This window comes from Gammaproteobacteria bacterium, assembly GCA_015709635.1.
Classification (GTDB): Bacteria; Pseudomonadota; Gammaproteobacteria; order Burkholderiales; family Nitrosomonadaceae; genus Nitrosomonas.
Genome location: CP054180.1, coordinates 2,118,369 through 2,137,475, shown reverse-complemented (window position 1 = coordinate 2,137,475; position 19,107 = coordinate 2,118,369). Strand labels below are relative to the sequence as shown.

Annotated in this window: 17 protein-coding genes; 12 read left to right on the top strand and 5 right to left on the bottom strand. The window is 49.8% G+C overall.

All coding sequences use genetic code 11. The annotated features are described in order from the left end of the window. Positions 1–305 precede the first annotated feature (305 nt). The 4 genes from HRU78_10160 to HRU78_10145 all read left to right on the top strand — a co-directional run bounded on the left by HRU78_10160 (position 306) and on the right by HRU78_10145 (position 3,855). A complete protein-coding gene (locus HRU78_10160) occupies positions 306–1,112 on the top strand; it encodes a methane monooxygenase/ammonia monooxygenase subunit C (protein ID QOJ23964.1) in 807 nt (268 codons plus the stop codon). Between the two features lie 167 nt (positions 1,113–1,279). Then, positions 1,280–2,104: a methane monooxygenase/ammonia monooxygenase subunit A gene (locus HRU78_10155; protein QOJ23963.1), complete on the top strand. Its 825-nt coding sequence runs from the start codon at positions 1,280–1,282 to the stop codon at positions 2,102–2,104. Continuing rightward, on the top strand, positions 2,104–3,366 hold the full coding sequence (locus tag HRU78_10150; GenBank protein ID QOJ23962.1) for a methane monooxygenase/ammonia monooxygenase subunit B: 1,263 nt from the start codon (positions 2,104–2,106) through the stop codon (positions 3,364–3,366). The genes HRU78_10155 and HRU78_10150 overlap by 1 nt, the downstream gene beginning before the upstream one ends. A gap of 108 nt (positions 3,367–3,474) precedes the next feature. Beyond that, complete coding sequence (locus tag HRU78_10145; protein QOJ23961.1) at positions 3,475–3,855, top strand: sulfurtransferase; 381 nt, start codon at positions 3,475–3,477, stop codon at positions 3,853–3,855. A gap of 92 nt (positions 3,856–3,947) precedes the next feature. Here the strand turns inward: HRU78_10145 and HRU78_10140 are convergent, their stop codons facing one another. The 3 genes from HRU78_10140 to HRU78_10130 form a co-directional block, all read right to left on the bottom strand. Next, positions 3,948–5,501 carry an APC family permease gene (locus tag HRU78_10140; GenBank protein QOJ23960.1) on the bottom strand — a complete coding sequence of 518 codons (1,554 nt, stop codon included), beginning with the start codon at positions 5,499–5,501 and terminating at the stop codon, positions 3,948–3,950. Between the two features lie 243 nt (positions 5,502–5,744). Continuing rightward, positions 5,745–7,538, bottom strand: coding sequence for an Ig-like domain-containing protein (locus HRU78_10135; GenBank protein ID QOJ23959.1), 1,794 nt, complete (start codon positions 7,536–7,538; stop codon positions 5,745–5,747). Between the two features lie 248 nt (positions 7,539–7,786). Then, positions 7,787–9,325, bottom strand: coding sequence for a matrixin family metalloprotease (locus tag HRU78_10130; GenBank protein ID QOJ23958.1), 1,539 nt, complete (start codon positions 9,323–9,325; stop codon positions 7,787–7,789). 282 nt (positions 9,326–9,607) lie between these two features. Between HRU78_10130 and HRU78_10125 the strand changes: the two genes are divergently transcribed. Further along, positions 9,608–10,966, top strand: a complete 1,359-nt coding sequence (locus HRU78_10125; GenBank protein ID QOJ23957.1) for a cytochrome C — start codon at positions 9,608–9,610, stop codon at positions 10,964–10,966. Positions 10,967–11,137: 171 nt separating this feature from the next. Here HRU78_10125 and phoB read toward each other — a convergent pair whose 3' ends face one another. Continuing rightward, a complete protein-coding gene (phoB, locus tag HRU78_10120) occupies positions 11,138–11,866 on the bottom strand; it encodes a phosphate regulon transcriptional regulator PhoB (GenBank protein ID QOJ23956.1) in 729 nt (242 codons plus the stop codon). A gap of 305 nt (positions 11,867–12,171) precedes the next feature. On the opposite strand from phoB, the gene HRU78_10115 reads away from it, so the two are divergent. Then, positions 12,172–13,218 (top strand): hypothetical protein, encoded by a 1,047-nt coding sequence (locus tag HRU78_10115; GenBank protein ID QOJ23955.1) that lies wholly within the window; start codon positions 12,172–12,174, stop codon positions 13,216–13,218. Between the two features lie 123 nt (positions 13,219–13,341). Here the strand turns inward: HRU78_10115 and HRU78_10110 are convergent, their stop codons facing one another. After that, positions 13,342–13,788 (bottom strand): phosphate-starvation-inducible PsiE family protein, encoded by a 447-nt coding sequence (locus HRU78_10110; protein ID QOJ23954.1) that lies wholly within the window; start codon positions 13,786–13,788, stop codon positions 13,342–13,344. Between the two features lie 142 nt (positions 13,789–13,930). Between HRU78_10110 and HRU78_10105 the strand changes: the two genes are divergently transcribed. Genes HRU78_10105 through HRU78_10080 form a run of 6 tightly spaced genes read left to right on the top strand, consistent with a single transcriptional unit; the run spans position 13,931 to position 19,088 of the window. Further along, the gene (locus HRU78_10105; protein ID QOJ25010.1) at positions 13,931–14,746 is read left to right on the top strand and encodes a DUF3450 domain-containing protein; all 816 of its coding nucleotides are present in this window, start codon (positions 13,931–13,933) and stop codon (positions 14,744–14,746) included. Beyond that, positions 14,743–16,239 carry a MotA/TolQ/ExbB proton channel family protein gene (locus HRU78_10100; protein QOJ23953.1) on the top strand — a complete coding sequence of 499 codons (1,497 nt, stop codon included), beginning with the start codon at positions 14,743–14,745 and terminating at the stop codon, positions 16,237–16,239. The genes HRU78_10105 and HRU78_10100 overlap by 4 nt, the downstream gene beginning before the upstream one ends. Before the next feature lie 2 nt (positions 16,240–16,241). Next, on the top strand, positions 16,242–16,835 hold the full coding sequence (locus HRU78_10095) for a MotA/TolQ/ExbB proton channel family protein (GenBank protein QOJ23952.1): 594 nt from the start codon (positions 16,242–16,244) through the stop codon (positions 16,833–16,835). 24 nt (positions 16,836–16,859) lie between these two features. Next, entirely contained in the window at positions 16,860–17,264 is a 405-nt protein-coding gene (locus tag HRU78_10090) for a biopolymer transporter ExbD (GenBank protein ID QOJ25009.1), read from the top strand. A gap of 4 nt (positions 17,265–17,268) precedes the next feature. Continuing rightward, positions 17,269–17,907, top strand: a complete 639-nt coding sequence (locus HRU78_10085) for an energy transducer TonB (GenBank protein ID QOJ23951.1) — start codon at positions 17,269–17,271, stop codon at positions 17,905–17,907. 8 nt (positions 17,908–17,915) lie between these two features. Further along, the gene (locus tag HRU78_10080; GenBank protein ID QOJ23950.1) at positions 17,916–19,088 is read left to right on the top strand and encodes a hypothetical protein; all 1,173 of its coding nucleotides are present in this window, start codon (positions 17,916–17,918) and stop codon (positions 19,086–19,088) included. Positions 19,089–19,107: the final 19 nt, after the last annotated feature.

Genomic DNA, 19,107 nt, shown 5'->3' with positions numbered 1-19,107 from the left:
TAACAGAGAAAATTTTTTAAATTTTGCTAGTGAGGAGATATCGTCAATTAATCCTTGTAGAGAAAGGGGAAATAGTGGAGATAGAGGATAAGATCCCTGAGGGGGAGTATGGGATTTTATGACAAATGACTTGACTTTGAGGGGTAAGGTCGACTAGCCTGAGAAGTGTGGTTAAATTAAGGGTAGAAATAGGCTAATTTAGCTGCCGAGATAAAAGTAAAAGCAGTACTAATTAATTAGTATTAGAAGAAGTAGAGAGTAAAAGAACGAGAAGTAGTTTTGATTAACAGTTAGGAGGTAGAAACATGGCAACAACTTACGGCACGTCAAGTGCATCAAGCGCAAGCTATGACATGTCACTGTGGTACGACTCGAAGTACTACAAGCTGGGCATGTTAACAATGCTGTTGGTAGCGATATTCTGGATCTGGTACCAAAGGACGTTTGCATACTCACACGGTATGGACTCGATGGAACCGGAATTTGACAAGGTATGGATGGGACTGTGGCGCGTTCACATGACCCTGATGCCGCTGTTTGCGTTGGTAACCTGGGGCTGGATACTGAAGACCCGCGACACCAAAGAACAACTGGACAATCTGGACACCAAACTGGAAATTAAACGTTATTTCTACTGGATGATGTGGCTGGGTGTGTATCTGTTTGGTGTTTACTGGGGCGGTAGCTTCTTCACCGAGCAAGACGCATCGTGGCACCAAGTGATTATTCGTGACACCAGCTTCACACCAAGTCACGTAGTGGTGTTCTACGGCTCATTCCCGATGTACATCGTGTGTGGCGTAGCATCCTACCTGTACGCGATGACCCGTCTGCCGTTATACAGCCGCGGTACATCATTCCCGCTGGTTATGGCGATTGCCGGCCCGCTGATGATTCTGCCGAACGTTGGTTTGAACGAATGGGGTCACGCATTCTGGTTCATGGAAGAATTGTTCAGCGCGCCACTGCACTGGGGCTTTGTAATTCTGGGCTGGGCAGGTTTATTCTCGGGCGGTATTGCAGCACAAATCATCACCCGTTACTCGAACCTGACCGACGTAACCTGGAATGGTCAAAGCAGAGAGATTCTGAACAACAGAATCGTACCTTAATTCTTGAGGTTAATTCTTCCTGCCCGGCTGGGCGGGAAGGATAGAAGAATTTAAGAAAGATTAGCAGCAGTCATGAAAACGGCCGATAGGCTGACGACAAAAAGAAGCAAGGGAATCGTCAAGTTTTCATAATTTAATATCACACGAAATGAAGAAGGGAGGGTCTAGTGAGTAGAACAGACGAAATTTTAGCAGCGGCGAAGATGGTGCCGGAAGCGGTCAAGATGTCCAGATACATAGATGCGGTATATTTTCCGATTCTGTGTATATTGCTGGTAGGAACCTATCACATGCACTTCATGCTGTTAGCAGGAGACTGGGATTTCTGGTTGGATTGGAAAGACCGTCAATGGTGGCCGGTAGTGACACCGATTGTAGGTATCATGTACTGTGCAGCACTGATGTATTACCTGTGGGTAAACTATCGCCTGCCATTTGGCGCGACACTCTGTATCGTATGCCTGTTAGTAGGTGAATGGCTGACCCGTTACTGGGGCTTCTACTGGTGGTCACACTATCCGCTCAACTTTGTACTGCCATCGACCATGATTCCAGGTGCGTTGATGATGGATACGATTTTACTGTTGACGGGTAACTGGCTGATCACAGCCCTGTTAGGCGGCGGCTTCTTTGGTTTATTCTTCTACCCGGGCAACTGGCCGATTTTTGGCCCAACCCACTTACCGGTGGTTGTTGAAGGCGTATTGCTGTCAGTAGCTGACTACACAGGTTTTCTGTACGTACGTACGGGTACACCTGAATACGTTCGCCTGATTGAGCAAGGCTCACTGCGTACCTTTGGTGGTCACACCACAGTGATTGCAGCGTTCTTCGCAGCATTCGTATCCATGCTGATGTTCTGCGTATGGTGGTACTTCGGTAAACTGTACTGCACCGCTTTCTACTATGTTAAAGGCGAAAGAGGACGCATATCAATGAAGAACGACGTAACCGCGTTTGGTGAAAAAGGCTTTGCACAGGGGATTAGATAATGAACATAAGAAGCATATTTAAACTGGGCGTATTAGGCCTGTATGGAGCAGCGATTGGAGCGGCATCGCTGGCGATGACGCTGACGGTAGACGTCAAGACGGCAGCGGCACACGGTGAGCGCTCACAAGAACCGTTCCTGCGCATGCGTAGTATTCAATGGTACGACTTGAAATGGCAACCGAAAGTCACCAAAGTGAACGACATTGCGACGATGACCGGTAACTTCCACTTAGCGGAAGACTGGCCCCGTGCGGTAGGTAAGCCAACCCGTGCATTTTTTAACGTAGGTAGCCCAAGCCCGGTGTTTGTACGTTTAAGCACCAAACTGAACGGCGAACCGACGTTTATTTCCGGCCCGCTGGAAATCGGTCGTGACTATGCATTTGAAGTCAGACTGAAAGCACGTATCCCTGGACGCCATCACATGCATGCGATGGTGAACATTAAAGATGCAGGTCCTATTGCAGGTCCGGCTTCTTGGATGAACATCTCCGGCAGCTGGGATGACTTTACCAACCCAGTGACCACACTGACCGGTAAAACCATTGACCTGGAAACGTTCAACTTCAGCAACGGCATATTCTGGCACATCGTATGGCTGGGCTTAGGTTGCTTCTGGATTGGCTACTTTGTAGCGAAACCGATGTTCCTACCGCGTAGCCGTGTACTGCTGGCGTATGGTGACGAATTATTAACCTCTCCAACCGACAGAAAAGTAGGTCTTGCAGTAGCTATTCTGACCTGCGCGATCGTTTGGGGCGGCTATCGTTACACCGAAAGCGTACACCCATACACAGTACCGATCCAAGCGGGCGAATCGAAAGTAGCACCGTTACCGATTGCACCGAACCCTGTTGCGATCAAAGTAACGCACGCTAACTACGACGTACCGGGCCGTGCACTGCGTGTAACGATGGAAATCACCAACAACGGTGACTCAGAAGTCAACATCGGTGAATTCACGACAGCGGGCGTACGCTTTGTGAACGAACTGGGCCGCAAACACCTGGATCCTGACTATCCAAGAGAACTGGTAGCAACTGGTTTGACGGTGGATGGCGACAGAGGTGTTCAACCTGGAGAAACCCGTGAAGTTAAGATGGAAGCCAAAGACGCGTTGTGGGAAGTACAACGTTTGATGGCGCTGTTGGGTGACCCGGAAAGCCGCTTTGGTGGCTTGCTGATGACCTGGGACCAAGCAGGCAATCGTTACATCAACAGTATTGCTGGTGCGGTAATTCCAGTCTTTACCAAACTGTAACAAGAGAAGTTAGGCATCAACACCGGTACACCACTGTCGCAAGACAGCCGGTGTACCGGTTTTTTTTGGCAGATCGAAGAAATCGAGGAATGTGAAAGAGGAAAATGCATGCAGCACAATCCAGGATTCTTGGGGTTAGTGGAACAAGCCAGACAACGAGTGAAAGAGTGTACGGTGGCTGATGTGCAGGTACGGTTAGCGCGCGGAGAGCAATTTCACTTCATTGATGTGCGGGAAGACCATGAATTTTGGATAGATCATGCAGCAGGCGCTCAGCACCTTGGAAAAGGCATTATCGAACGCGATATTGAAACCGTGATTCCGGACAAGCAAGCGCCAATTGTGTTGTATTGCGGCGGCGGTTACCGTTCAATACTGGTAGCGGATGCATTGCAGCAAATGGGTTATACCAATGTGGTTTCGATGGAGGGTGGGATTAGAGCGTTGCGTGATGCGGGTTTTCCGCTTGAGAAAGATAAATCTATTTAGGAAAGGGGCAATGCACCCCCGATGTATTGAAACAAGTGCTTTCTAAAATTCGCTACTGACTTCCCCTGCAAATTCTCTTATTAAAAGTTAAGCTAACTCTTTTGTACAGTGCCTTTCGTCGCGTTAGCGGCCACGCTACTTTTCCCGTTATCAGGCACCATATGCGCTCGTTCGAGCGGTAGAGTTTCTCCCCGGAAGAATTTTGGTTCGAACAAGCTCCATAGCAGCATCAGCAGAACTCCGAGAAATAACGTAACCACGCCGATCAAAAACACTATACCCACACCCGCGATTGATCCGCTGGATCCATAACCGGGATCCATCATATTCCATGCTTGAATGACAGCTACGGCAACCAAAATGATGGCAGCAATTCCCGGCAAAATCACCTGAGATAATGTGGTATGCCAATGATTGAATGCGGTGCGATGAAAATACAGCACGCAGGATAATGCCGCCACCGTGTAATAAGTGCAAACCGCGATACTGACGCTGTGAATGGTGTCCTTAACGATTGATTCGCTGATCAAGCTTAGCGTGATGTAGATAATCAATGTCATCAAACCGATCGTCCAAGTTGCAAAATGCGGGGTTTGCGTTTTTTTATTGATCGAGGAGAATTTGCGCGGAATCGCCCGGTATGTTGCCATAGCCAATGCAGCGCGCGCGGCGGGCATGATCGTCGACATGGTGGCGGAAAATGCCGAAATTGCGATGATCAGCGCAGCGGCAAAAGCGCCTTTGGTTCCGATCATGCTGGTTGCCAGAACTGTAATGATCGAGTCGATATTGTCTTGAAATGTCAAACTGGAACTGTCATGCGTATCTATGCCGGCATACGCCAGTGCCGCCGTTGCGAAGACAACATAAGTAATCACTGTGATGAACATCGCAATGATGCCGCTTCGTCCCGCTTGTTCCGCGCTGCCGCTCGTTTCTTCTGACATTGCCAGGGATGCATCAAATCCCCAGAAAATGAATAGCGCCACCAGAAATCCATTTAAGAATGCATGAAACGATGAGATTGCAAACGGATTGAACCATTCGAACGACAAAGGCTCAGCGGTGCGCACGGCATCGCCTTGCATCACTTGCGCGAACAGAATGATTGCCAGAGCGATCAATCCGCCATATTGCGTGATCGTCAGAATCAAAGTGGTGCGTGAAGATTCTTCTGCACCAAGCGCAGTCAGATAGGTGGTGCTTAAGATAAATAAGGTAGCAATGCCAAAGTGGAACCATAACGGTATGCCCGTCATGCTTAGTAAAATAGCCAGTGCATCGACAATAATTTGCGTGGCCGCCACTCCCGCCAGTACGCTTGCCAATAGCAATGCCCAACCGCCCAGCCAGCCGAATCGCGGCCCGATAGCCTTAGTTCCCCACGTAAAAACCGTACCGGAATCGGGCGCCGAGGTGGTCAGGTGTTTATAAGACAATGCCACGAAGAACATCGGGATTACCGATAAAATAAACACGATCGGCAGTTGATAACCGCTCTGTGCGGCGCCATGTCCCAGTGCGCCGGTTAACGAATAGGCAGGAGCAGTTGCCGCAAGGCCGATGGTGACGGCGGCGGATTTGGAAATTGATCCTTTCTTCAACCCCTTGGCTTTCAGGCCGTGCATTACGGTTTCTTCGTGCATGTCATTCCTCATGTTTTACCGGAGCGCTGAGAAAGCAAAACCGGGATTTGCGCAGGAAAGTAACAAAGATTTGTAATGAAGTCAAAAATCGTCCGGATTCATCAAAAAGCGTGATTCTATTAGACTTTCATACGATTCGAAAGAAAATCGGAGATATTCAAATTTGCAAGGGCATTGTATCAGCAGCCCCAAATTTTCAGTATGGTGGCCTGTTTACGTGATTTATGGAACCATAATATCCGGCTAAACAAAGTCGGTCATCGTGATGAAATAGGGATCGGTTGTCGTGAATTCCAATGCGGTGGCATCATGAATGCCCGCATAGGGATTGCCGGCGATATCGGCGATGACTCCGTCTGCTATTTCAATATGGTAGGTGGTGTGCGGCAGCAAATTATCCGACGGATGGATGAAGACATCGCCATATTCATCGAACATCACTTGGCTCGTGTCATGAATATCGATGATGCGGGTATCGGAGTCACTGCTGAGAATAATTTTGCCGTTACCTGCCGCTACTTTCTCGTCAAAAAACAGTTGAATACCACTGTCGGGGCGCTGAATCAGTTGTTCATTCCAGAGATTGCCGGCGCTTAAGAACGGTTGATCATCGCTCGCCATGAAATTGGTCCAAAGCAATAAGGGATTGGAGTTCACCGATGTGAAGCTGAGTTCGGATTGAGCATCAGTGCCCGCAAAAACATTTCCATCCTTATCGGTCACAGCACCGGCTGCTACCCGGATAGTATAGAGGGTATCGAGAACCCAATCCTGCAATGGTTTGATGAACACCTGACCATAGTCATCGAATGTCACTTGACTACTGTCATGAATATCGATCGTGCGCGTGTCGGTGCCATTACTGATGATGATATCGCCATTAGCGGGTAACACTGGTTCGTCAAACTTCAGCAAGAGGCCATCGTCAACTTTGAAAGTGATCTCACCCGGCGGTGCAAGACTGCCAATTGCATCGATACCGTAAAGCAGCGGGTCGGAGGCGATTGTTGTAAAACTCATTGCATTCTGATCACCGATTCCGTGGAAAGCATGACCAGTGACATCCGCGATTACACCGGCCGCCATTTGAACAGTGTAGGTGGTACCAGGAATAAGATCAGCCGATGGTTTAATGGTGAAGTTGCTGTATCCTTCAAATGTCACTTGACTGGCATCATGGATGTCGATAGTGCGTGTATCCGAGCCGTTGCTGATAACAATGGCGCCGCTACCCGCTTGAACAGCTTCACCAAAATACAAAAGGATGCTTTCATCCACCTTTAACGTTGATTCATTCCACAGATTGCTCCAGTAGAGTTCCGGATCAGCGGGAGTAGCCACAAAACTAAGTGCATCCGGATCGTTATTGCCGGCATAAGCGTTACCGGCGGTATCGGTAATGACACCACTGGCAATTTGCAGGTGATAGCTGGTATTGGGAATCAAATCGGTTGCTGGGTTGATGACGACAGAGCTGCCATCTCCGCCGCCGAAGGTCACTTGGCTGGTATCCTGAATATCGATGACACGCGTATCCGAGCCGTTGCTGAGAATTATGCTGCCATTGCCTGGAATCACGGTCTCATCGAAATAAAGCCCTATGTCACCATCAGCAGCTAATTCAGCGGGTAAACCCGGATTCCACAGAGTATTGTCAATGTTACTGCTGAACAATAAAGGCGCGGAATCCACGGTATTAAAGCTTAACGTTTCGGGATCGTCGATGGCGGCATTGACATGCCCGTGCTTATCCGCGATGACGTTGCTCGCCATCTGAATGCTGTAATGGGTGTTGGCAACCAGATCCTGCGCTGGATTGATGATCACGTAATTACCGAATTTACTGCTGCTGAATGTAACCTGGCTGGTGTCGGTGATCGCGATTTTGCGGGTATCCGAACCGTTGCTAAGAATAATATCGCCGCATCCGGCAATCACCTCGTTTTCGAAGGGTAATTCGATAGTACCATCGGTTTTGATCACAGGCGCATGATCGGCATCGCTGTACGATAGAATCAGATTTGATGGAATTAGCATCTTTTGTCCTTGTCGCGCGGGTGGCTGTTGAATGATGTCTTTAGGCCGAATGATGGCGCATAAACTGTCATTGCTGGCGGCCATTATCGAGTAAGCCGGGTTTGGGTAAGTTGACGAATAGCGGTAAAAATCCTGATTTATTCGGCAAATCAGATGACTGTGCTGATGGTTAATTCAAGCCTGTTCGACAGCAGCGGTCAACTGGAAATTAGGTCAAACAAGCTTGAATCAAGGAAATCAACCGGCTATCAGCCGGTATACGCTAACCCAGTTTGCATAAGCCCCGTCAGGTGAATATTGTCCGCGTTGATGCCGGTATCTGCGGCCAGTATCGCGAGCGCGCCGGTAGAGATTTCGCCGTGGTCGAGCATATCGACATAAGGTGATTTTTCGCTGAGCGAGGGTGCGGAACCGAACAAGTTTTGCCACAACAGCGTGACGATATCGTCGTGGCTGGTTAGATTGGTGGCGTCGATGGCGAAAGTGGCCAGTTGTTCGTAACTCAATCCTTCGTCGGCTTTGCTCAGGCCGATACCGGCATAATCTTGATTGACCACGGCAGTGGCGCCGAATACCACGCCGAGCAGTTTGGCGACTTCTCCGGCGTGACCGTCGAGATCGAGCGCTACGTGCGCGTCGGCAAATTTCACCCGCTCAATGTTTGTCAACGTATCCTGATTGTCGGGATTGGTGTTGTCGCTGAGGGTGTAGCCGCCGAACACCGGGTTGAGCGTGAATTGGCTGCGCGCAGAGTCGACTTGCACGGTATCGATTCCGGCACTCCCATCCAAGTTGTTGCGGCTGTTGTTGCCGATCAGGATATCGTTACCTTGGCCGGCGACGGCATTTTCGATCGTAACGTTGTTGGCGATCCAGACGTTTGGAACCGGATCGCCGACATTGACACCGTTGGATTGAACGTAAACCGGCTGGCCGATAAACGATCCATCACCCGGATTCAAATCGATCACACCGGATATTGCACCATCGTAGCGGAGGGTATCGGTGCCGCCCGCATCCCAGAGGGTTTCGTGGTAAGTGTTGGCATCATTGAAAGCGTAGGTGTCGTCACCGGCATGGTAGTGTGTGTTGGCGCCGTATAAGTATTGTATTGCGGCGATGTCCAGCACCATCGGCGTGGTTGGGTGAAAGGAGAATTCGTTGCCCGTTTCGCCTTGTAAATTGGCATAGGTATAACTCATAACGGTGTGAATGGTGCTGTCCAAATTCGGCGGGAGTACCGGTTTGGATGGCATGTCGGGGTCGGCGAACGGGTGGCTGAGGCCGAGCGCATGGCCAAGTTCGTGCAGAATGGTTTCGAAGGAAATGTTGCCGGGGTTCCAGTCCTGCGAATTGAGCAAGCTATTGGTATTAATCCAGATATCGCCCGCTAAGGGGCTTGTATTGGGTAAATAAGCCCAGGCCAAGGTCGATTCATCCGGGTCGTCGGTGTAGGCTGCACGGATATCGCCCACGTTGCCGGGAGTTTCCGTGACCTGAACGAAATTGATATTGGCTACGTTGGCCCATTGTTGCAGCGCTTTGATAAAAGCTGTCTGATCCGCGGTGGTCAGCGGTGCGAATGCACTTCGCCAGGGCTCGCCATCGCCGAATTGGGAGCCGTATCCGCCGGATAGTGATGACCAGTATGAAACACTATTGCTCGTTGGGAAGCTGTACGAAATGGTTGAGTTTACCCAGCGTGTTCCGCCGAGGAGTGAATCAATCGAATTGATATGAGCCGGAGTGGTTGAGGTAATGCTGCTTGAAACAAAAGGTGTTGGCATGGTGAATCCTGAATCGGTAAATTAAGGAATGGGTTCGGAATGGTGTCACGATAAATCAAGTTGTTGTTTCTTACCTATTTGTTTTTAGATAACTTCACAATTCTTTTCATCAACTTCACAAGAAATTAATGCATTGAAGATAATAATACATAAATATAAATTGTTCCGTTGAAAATGGCAGTCGAGCGATTGATTTGCAGACTGAATTAGAACTAGATTGCTCTTTATTCACGCGAATTCTCTTGTATAAATTTTTTCATTTCAATTGATAGGGGTTGAATAATGACCGCAATAAAAAATGCGATGTCATTGGGTGTTGGTTTGTTGGTATTTTTCCTGATAAGTTCTAACGCGAATGCGCTGCCGAGCTTCGCGCGCCAGACCGGTTACGCGTGCAGCGCTTGCCATGTGCAGTCATTCGGGTCTAACCTGACAACGGTCGGCAGAAATTTCAAACTGAATGGTTATACGCAGACGGACGGTAAGAATAACAATCTCATTCCGTTGAGCGGTATGCTCCGCGGTTCGTATACGCATACGCAGGAAGCCCAGGCGGACGGTGCGGCGCCGCGTTTCGGTAAGAATGATAACGGCACGATAGATGAAGCATCCGTTTTCCTTGCCGGCCGTTTGACATCCAAGATAGGTGCGTTTGTCCAGGGAACCTATGATGGCGTGGAAAATATCGGTGTGCTGGATAACATCGATATCCGCTTCGCGGATCGTACCGATGTCGCCGGTCAGAAGCTGGTTTTCGGTTTGACGGCGAATAACAACCCGACCGTTACCGATCTGTGGAACACCACGCCGACATGGGGATTTCCGTGGAGCTCATCGCCCTTAGCGCCAACGCAATTGGCTGCCAATTTGATCGAATCGCTGGGTTCGCAGGTGATCGGCGCGACAGCGTATATGATGCTGAACGATTTGTTGTATGTGGAAGCCGGTGGCTACACCAGTTTGGCCAAGAATGCGCAAAAAGGGATTAGCGTATTCGACGCGGAACAACCTAGACTGAACGGCGGCGCGCCTTATTGGCGGATTGCGCTGCAAAAGGACTGGAACGGTCATTATGGCGCGGTGGGAGCCTATGGCATGCATGCCGATGTCAATCCGCAAAGAATCGCCGGTGCAGGCACGGACCGGTACGACGACTTCGGCTTTGATTTGACTTATCAATATCTCGCCAACCCGGTGCATATTTATGAATTTACCGCAACTTATCTGCGTGAAAACCGCAACTTGAACGCCAGCTCGGCGCTGGGATTGGCGGATAAAGTAAAGAGCAATCTCGACACGGCACGGATAAGAGCCGGGTATACGTTCCAGCAAACCTACGGTTTGAACCTGTTTTACAATCAAACCACCGGAACGTCCGATACCGTCATCTACAGTTTTGGTGATCCGATCAGCGGCAGCCGTACGGGGAATCCGCTCAGTCAAGCATTTATCGCCGAAGCCAGTTTTACTCCTTTCGGCAAAACCAATGATTCCGTGATGAGCACGTTCGTTAACCTGCGTATTGCGGCGCAATACGTACACAATTTCAAATTTAACGGCAGTGTTCACAATTATGATGGCCTGGGCCGCAACGCGGTGAACAACGATACGTTCTACTTGAACGGCTGGCTGTCGTTTTAAGATATCTTTGCTGTTCATGCTTGAAAGATTGTTGCCGGGTGCAGCAATGGTTAAACTGCAACCCGGGAAACAATCTTTAAGGCACATGAAACCCGGATGTGCGGGTTCATAACATGAAAAATCCGCAACCGGATATGGATATTTTAAATAGGAGAGAAAGACAGTAAGGGTTTACTCAACGTTTTCTTCACAACATTCGACTGAAAACCGGTAGCCGGTGCCGCGCACGGTTTGTACCAGATTTTCTTTTCCCACCGCTTCAAGAATTTTGCGCAACCTGCGGATATGCACATCGACGGTGCGATCCTCGATAAATACATGATCGCCCCACACGCGATCGAGCAATTGCGCGCGCGTATGCACGCGCTCCTTATACGCCATCAGGAAATGCAGCAAGCGGAATTCGGTCGGGCCGAGCGAGATTTCCGCCAATCTGGACGGTTCGTCAGTCGTAGCGACATGCACGCGGTGCGTTACCGGATCGAGTCTCAAACCGCCGACTTCGATGATTTCATCGGACATTTCCGGCATCCGGCGGCGCAGCACAGCCTTGATCCGGGCGAGCAACTCCCGCGGTGAGAACGGCTTGGTAACGTAATCGTCCGCACCGGCTTCCAGTCCGGCGATTTTGTCGCTTTCCTGAATGCGCGCGGTAAGCATGATAATCGGAATGCTTTTGGTGCGTTCTTCCCGCCTTAATTTGCGCGCGAATTCTATCCCGCTGATATCCGGTAGCATCCAATCGAGCAGCACCAGATCCGGCAGAACGTTATTGACCATTTTCCTGGCTTGCTCGGCATCGTCCGCGCACAGCACGATATGCCCCGCCTTCTTGAGATTCAGCGCGATCAGCTCCTGGATTGCATGTTCGTCTTCAACAACGAGTATGGTGACAGCCATCAACCGCTCCAATTAATTTCATGTAGTTAGAAATGCTGCAATCATATAAACAATGCATTACATTTTTATGACAGAACGGTGAAGGGAGTGTTATTTGTTGCGAGTGGTGAAGCGATGCGAGCAATGCAAATGACTTAGGAAGTAGTTTTATTACCAGATGGCATGATCGTATTTTTTTAATAATTTTCTCTGTTTATTCTTTGATTTCTAATAGAATACAGTTTAGTAATTTATGATGATTATAGGTATGTATTATCTCATGCACGATTATTGGACAATATTTCGCATATGTTAAGGTAGCTGTCATGGATCTTACAGGCTTTTCGATTCCTGATACTTATGGGGTTGAACGTGTTCAGCTCGAAGGCACTTTCACTGAGTCATCGCTTGCTGAAATGTTGATTGCCGAATGGATACCTTACTTCGAATGCCACAATTGTGGAAGGTGGGATTACTGCAAATACGCCAAGCGACATCCTGCGAATCCCAATCGCTCAGTCGATATCAAGTGCGGTGTAGCAAGCGACTGCATTCGGAATATCGTGAAATCAACTTTTCCATTTCTAGCAAAAATGGATCGTGGCCACATTCAAGAGTTTCTTGATGGCACATACTATTTCTATAAGTTTATCTATATTGCTGAGCAATACATTGGAATGAATATGGATGACGGATTCCATAAGTATTTCGGTGACTATGCTCCAAACATTTATAGCCGAATCGGTCACCTTCGGGATTATCTCAATGGCATTGCTTCCCACTGGAAGGATCTACCGGCATTTAGTACCAAGAGTCCAGTACTTTTTGTGGAAGGGTATGCCGAGAAGGCATTCCTGGATGAGTTGCGAAAATCCCACTTAGCATGGTTTCTTGACCTTAATGTAGAAGTCTATGCTGGCAAAGGCAATCGGCGATCAAAGCGAATCCAGATGCTTCTTGAGAAATTCAAATCACAAGGTTTGGTCGTTTATGCTCAAGGCGATGCCGACGGAGAGAATACTGATATCTTTCGCGGCTTAATCAATTCGGGCGCAATAGACCAGAGTAAGACCTTTGTGTTTAAGTACGACTTTGAAACATCTCTTCCCAGAGAGCTCCTATTAGCAGTCCTCGTTGAAATGCAGTTTCTTCCCGAAATGTCTGTCGAGGAGTTTGACGAGAAACTGGGGAGTTTCGAAGGCTCCATCAACGCCAGGCTCGAGGAAATGTTTGCTATTGATGTTGTTCCGAGCAAGGTTGAACTGGCAACTACCGCAGGTTTGGTGCTGAATGAAGTGGCATGGTGGCAGAACGAAAAATTCATGGCATCGGAGCTTGGGCAGTTTCTCTATTTCGTTCAGAGAGTCATATGATTAAACGTTAAGGTTCGTGAAATTACAGATTAACACCAATGGCGTAGCCTGCCATTTAACATGGTGTGCTGTATTAGACTCTGCTAAATTCCATCGGTGAGCTTAGTCGACTTTCATTTCTAACTAGTCAACCACATTCGGCGAAAACCGGATCGATACGATGCGCAGCAGGATCAACATGGTGATGGCGGCGATGTGTAGGCCGACTTCGACCGATGTGTATTCCTTATACCAAAGCCCGATCAGTTCGCCGATCAGCACTACCAGGGCCACATCCAGAATGAACGTGACCTTGACGCGCCCGACCGATAGGTAGGACTGCAAAATACGGACCAGTTCAAGAATCGCCAGGATCAGCACGATGTCGACGATGATGTGCTCGGCGATTTGCGCCCAGCCGTTCTTCAGAATTTCCGGCAAATTGAGTAATAAACTCAGTACACCCGCGGCAATCCACACATACAGCGCCAGCATCAAAACACCCACGATGAATTGAATCGTGCGTGCATGCCAATCGCTGTCGGTCAATAAAAAAACGCTTTTTTCTTTGGCAATCGATTGATTGATCATCTGATTTCTCCTCTTCGTTCAGTCGCATGGACTGCCATCTTAGCGGCGCAACGTAAAAGTTTTATGACAGCCGGATACTTCCCGGTTTCCTCGCCGGTATCGGCAACAGAGCTTTGTGAAATGACATCGAGTTGTCATGAGGATGAAATATTCGGCTTGTAGTATGCGCTGCGTTGTTAACGAGGGTTTTATGCATATTCATTTTTCAAAAAAAATAATCTTGCTGGGCGGGCTGGTGCTTTGGCTTTCCGCACCGGCAGCAATGGCGAGCAGTGTGGAAAATCTGGCGAAATCGCTGGCCAAGATTCGTGGTGAAGTCGAGACGCTGCAGACGCAGCTGGACATGGAAAAAGAGAAGCATGCTAGCCGAATGTCCGCACTCAACTCGCAACTGGCCGATTTAAGCGTGGAAGAGAGAAGGCAAAAGCTGAATATCGAGAAGCTGCAGCATTCCATCGAAAAGCTGTCTGCGGATACCAAAAAAGCCGAGGAATCGGGGGAAACGCTCAAACCGGTCATGTTGGCAGCGCTGGGGGATTACAAGCGCCATGTGCAAGCGGGGTTCCCGTTCAAGATTGAAGATCGTGTGAGAGCGATCGGCGATCTGGAAAATAACATTGCCAATCGTACCATCGATCCTAACAAAGCAGTCAATCAAGCTTGGTCTCTTATTGAAGACGAGATTCGCTTGAGCAAGGAAAACGGGATTTATCAGCAAACCATCACGCTCAATGGCGAGAAAATGTTAGTAGATATTGCCAAACTGGGCACGGTATTTCTTTATTTCCAAACCAAGGACAACCAGTCAGGAATGGCTAAGCGCACCCCGGAAGGTGAATGGAAATTTGAAACCGTGGAAAGTACGGATGAGGCAGAGCGCATCAAGATTTTATTCGATTCTTTGAAAAAGCAGATACGCCAAGGCTATTTTGAATTACCCAATCCATTGAGAAAATGAACAAGATATTCGTCATGTTGCTGGTGCTGGCGATGATCGCCGGTGCAGCGGAAGCAAATGAAAAAGAAACTACGGTCAATGCTGAGGATGTGCAAGCATCGGCAGACAAAACTGAAACGGCACCAGCGAAAAAACCGGGATCGTCCAAACAGGAAGCGGTCAATCTGGAAACCGCCTATAAGCGCGAGTTTGCTTTTTTGGAAGCGCAAAAACGCGAGTTGACTGAACGCCTGAAAACTTACCAATCAACCGCAATCCGTGAGGAACAGGCGCTCAGTGCCAAGATCGGCGCATTGGAACGGCATTCGGTAGAGCGCTCGGCGAAAATCGATCAGCTCACCACCCGCTTGTCCGAGGTGGAGCGCAAAGACGTGGCAGCGACGGAGCGCAACGATGCATTGGAAAACACTTATCTGCAAGCGGAAGCCACACTGAAAAATTACGGCATCGAAATGCCCGCGGCATTGAAGGAAGCAAAGGACAATGAACAAGCGAAAGTGAATTTTTTGTTCAAGCAGTCTTTGTCGTTGCTGCAGGATTTGGGCGCCATCAAAACCAAGCCGGGAAAATTTTATCTGGAAAATGGCAAGCAGGCTGACGGCACGTTATTGTTCCTGGGAAATATTGCGGCTTACGGTATCAGTACCGAGGGCAGCGGCAGTCTGGCCCCGGCGGGTGGTGGCGAGTTCAAGGTCTGGAAAGGCAACGGTGCGGAAAGTGCCACTGCATTGAGCAAAAACCAACAGCCGGATACGCTGCAGTTATTTTTGTTCGAATCGCGCACCACGGCCGTCGACGAAATGCATGAACAAACACTGCTGGAACATGTCGATTCAGGCGGTCCGATCGGTTGGGTCATCGTCATCCTCGGGATCATCGCAGCATTTCTATCCGTGTTTCGCATGATTCTCCTGCGTACCAATAGCACCGATACGCAACAGCTTTCCGACAAGATTCTGCAGCAATTGTCGCACGGTAATCTGGAAGTGGCGAAACAAAGTTGCGCAAGCAATGCGTCAGCGATCGGCCGGGTGCTGCTGTATACCTTGCGGCATTTGAAAGACGATCGGGATCATATGGAAGGCATTGTGTACGAGGCCATTTTGCAGGAATCCGGCCCGCTGGATCGTTTCGGCCCGGCGATTCTGGTTACGGCTACGGTAGCGCCACTGCTTGGCCTGCTGGGAACGGTGACCGGCATGATCGAAACATTTGATTCGATCACTCAATTCGGTACCAGCGATCCGCGATTGTTATCCGAGGGCATTGCGATTGCATTGGTCACGACGGAACTGGGGCTGGTGGTGGCGATTCCGGCATTGTTGCTCGGTTCCCTGCTTTCCGCCTGGGCGCGTAACATCAAACGCGACATGGAACATGCCGCGTTGCGGATCATCAACGTATTTCTGGCAGGCGGCGTCGATGTGGATGCAGCGCTTGAAGCCGAGTCTGCGAGTCACAACGAAATACTATTGGCTCCGGCAGCATCTTAGACATGACAGCGACAGAACTGATCATCTGGATCAAGGAATTGTTCGTTGTCGGCGGGATCGTCATGCCGCCGCTGGTGCTGTGCACCTTGCTACTGTGGTATGGCGTGGGCTATCGATTCTGGGCCATGAAAGAACCGAAATTGATGGGCATCCGCGACATGGTGAAAGACTATCAGCTGCATGAAGGCAAACCCGCCAACAGCATCGTCGCCAAGGCCATCAAACGCGGCATAAGGCTGAAACATCAGGGTGTCACGAATCTGCGGCGTCAACTGGATGCGGCTTTTTACGAATATGAGCGGGAAATTGCTAAGTTCTCCGTGCTCATCCGGGTAGTCGTCGTGATTGCACCGCTGCTCGGTTTGCTGGGAACCGTCACCGGCATGATCGAGACCTTTCAATCGTTATCCACCATGACCCTGCATGCTCAGTCCGGTGGCATCGCGGGCGGGATTGCCGAAGCGCTGTTTACTACCCAAATGGGATTGACGGTGGCCGTTCCCGGTTTGCTGGCGAATAGTCTGTTGAACCGCAAGCAACAGCAAATCGAACAAGATCTGTCGCAGATCAAGGATCTGCTGTGCCATCAAACTTAACCAAGAGTTGAAACTGGAATCATGATGAGAAATAACGAACCTGCTGAAGTCGAAGCCACCATCGATATGGCGCCATTGATTGACATGGTGTTCATCCTGCTGATTTTTTTCATGGTGACCACGACTTTCGTCAAGGATATGAAGCTGGATCTGGAACGCCCCAAAGCCAACAGCGCCGTGATGGCATCGAGCAAGGCGATTCGCCTGTTCATCGACCGGCAGGGCGATACGTACATGGATGGAGAGCCGATACGGCTGTGGCTGATCCAGAGTAAATTGCGCGATTTGCTGGCCAGTTCAGCCAGCAAAGTGGTGCTGGTGGTAACGGATGAGGGGGTGCCTGCGGGCAGGCTGGTGGAAGTCGTCGATCAGGCGCGCCTGGCCGGTGCCGAGAGTGTGGGAGTGGCTACGAAAAAAGAAGCGGGGTAGAAAAATGAAAATGATACATTTCAAACGGCATGCGGCGGGTGTCGTCGTCATGTTATCCGGTTTGGTTTTGGTGTTCGGCATGATTTTGTGGATGAATCGCTATATGCACGAGGTGCAAAAACCAACCGCGCAGGAAGTGACGGAAATCGCCATGACCAAGGAAATCAAGCCGGAACCGAAAAAAGAAATCAAGAAAGCGGAACCAAAGAAAATGGTATCTCGTTCGCAAGCGCCTGCACCTTTCAAGGGGTTTGATACGGCGCTGTCGGGTATCGATCTGGGTTTATTGGGACTGGATGGCGGCAGTGACAGAAATATGAATGACGGCTTGCTGGGTAAGACGGGTAACGCAGTGATGACGGCTGACCTGGTCGATATCCCACCGAAACCGGTGGCGCGCGGCTCTTTCAAATACCCGCCGGCAGCCAAGAAGAGCGGTGTCAAAGGCTATGTTGTCCTGTCCGTATTGGTGGAAGCGGATGGTTCCGTCAATCAGGTGCAGGTATTGGAATCGAGTCCGTCCGGCATCTTCGATGCGGCGGCACTGCAGGGAATCCGTTCCTGGCATTTCGAGCCGGCCAAGTATAAGGGAGAAACGGTACGGGTTTGGGCGAAGCAGAAAATCCGTTTCGATTTGTCCTGATGTTTGCTATGAACAATCGATCGAGCTGGCAACTGCATTTCCTGGTTTACGCCGCCATCGCGCTGAGTTGTTACGTGCAGTCCGTTCACGCAGCGGAGAATAAGGCGCAATCTACCGATTTCATCGAGCTGGCTGCGCTTATGCTGAAGGATGGTCATCACGATCGCGCCTTGCTGGCGCTGCAGAGTGTCGATCTGGCTAATGAGAAAACCGATTGGGCGCGTCTTTATACGGTGCAGGGTTTGGCCTACCTGGGATTGAACGATCTCGAAGCGGCCAAGGGCAGCCTGCAGCAAGCCATCAAGAAAGGTCAAACCGATAAGGCGATCTATACTTATCTGGCGCAAACCCATTTCGGCTTGAAAGAGTACCGGCAAACCCTTGATGCAATGGCCAAGGCAGGCGATCGGGCAGGTAAAGATCCGGCATTTCTGAGTATCAAGGCGGAATCGCATTGGCATTTGCAGCAAACCGATGCGGCGATCAGTACATTGAATGACGCGCAAAGAAAATTTCCGGCCGATTTGCGTTTTATCAAGCGTACGGTGTTCTATTTCGTCGAGCTGGGGCTTTATCAGGAAGCAGTCAGGCTTGGCCGGGAATACCTGCACCGATCCAAAGCCGTTGCGGCGGATTATGTCGCGCTTGGCAATGCGCTCAGACTGAGCAGGGAATATCAGGAAGCATTGAACATTCTGGAAATCGCGCGCCTGAAATTTCCGCACGATGAAATGGTAGCGAAATTGCTGGCGCATACCTACCTGGATCAGGGCAAGCTGAATTCGGCAGCATTCATTCTGGAGCAAGCGGCATTGCTGAATCCCGGTTTGCAAGCGGAAGCCGCGGAAATCTACCGGCGCGCAGGGCGCTTTCACAAAGCACTGACCTTGAACGAGAGTATCGGCGATCAGAAAATCAAACTGAAACAGCGGTTGTCTCTTCTGCTGGCGCTGAAACAATACGAACGCGCGGCCAACATGGAATCCAGTTTATACCGTACCGGCTTGCTGGAAGACCAGGATGTGCGCTATGCGCTGGCGTATGCGCTGTTTTCCAGCCGGCGCTTTGCCGATGCCAATAAGCATCTGGACCACCTGACCCATGCCGAGTTGTTCAGAAAAGGCACCGAGCTGCGCCGCTTGATGGAAATTTGCAAAACCGAGCCATGGCAATGCGCGTAATGCAATCTCCAGCCGTGCA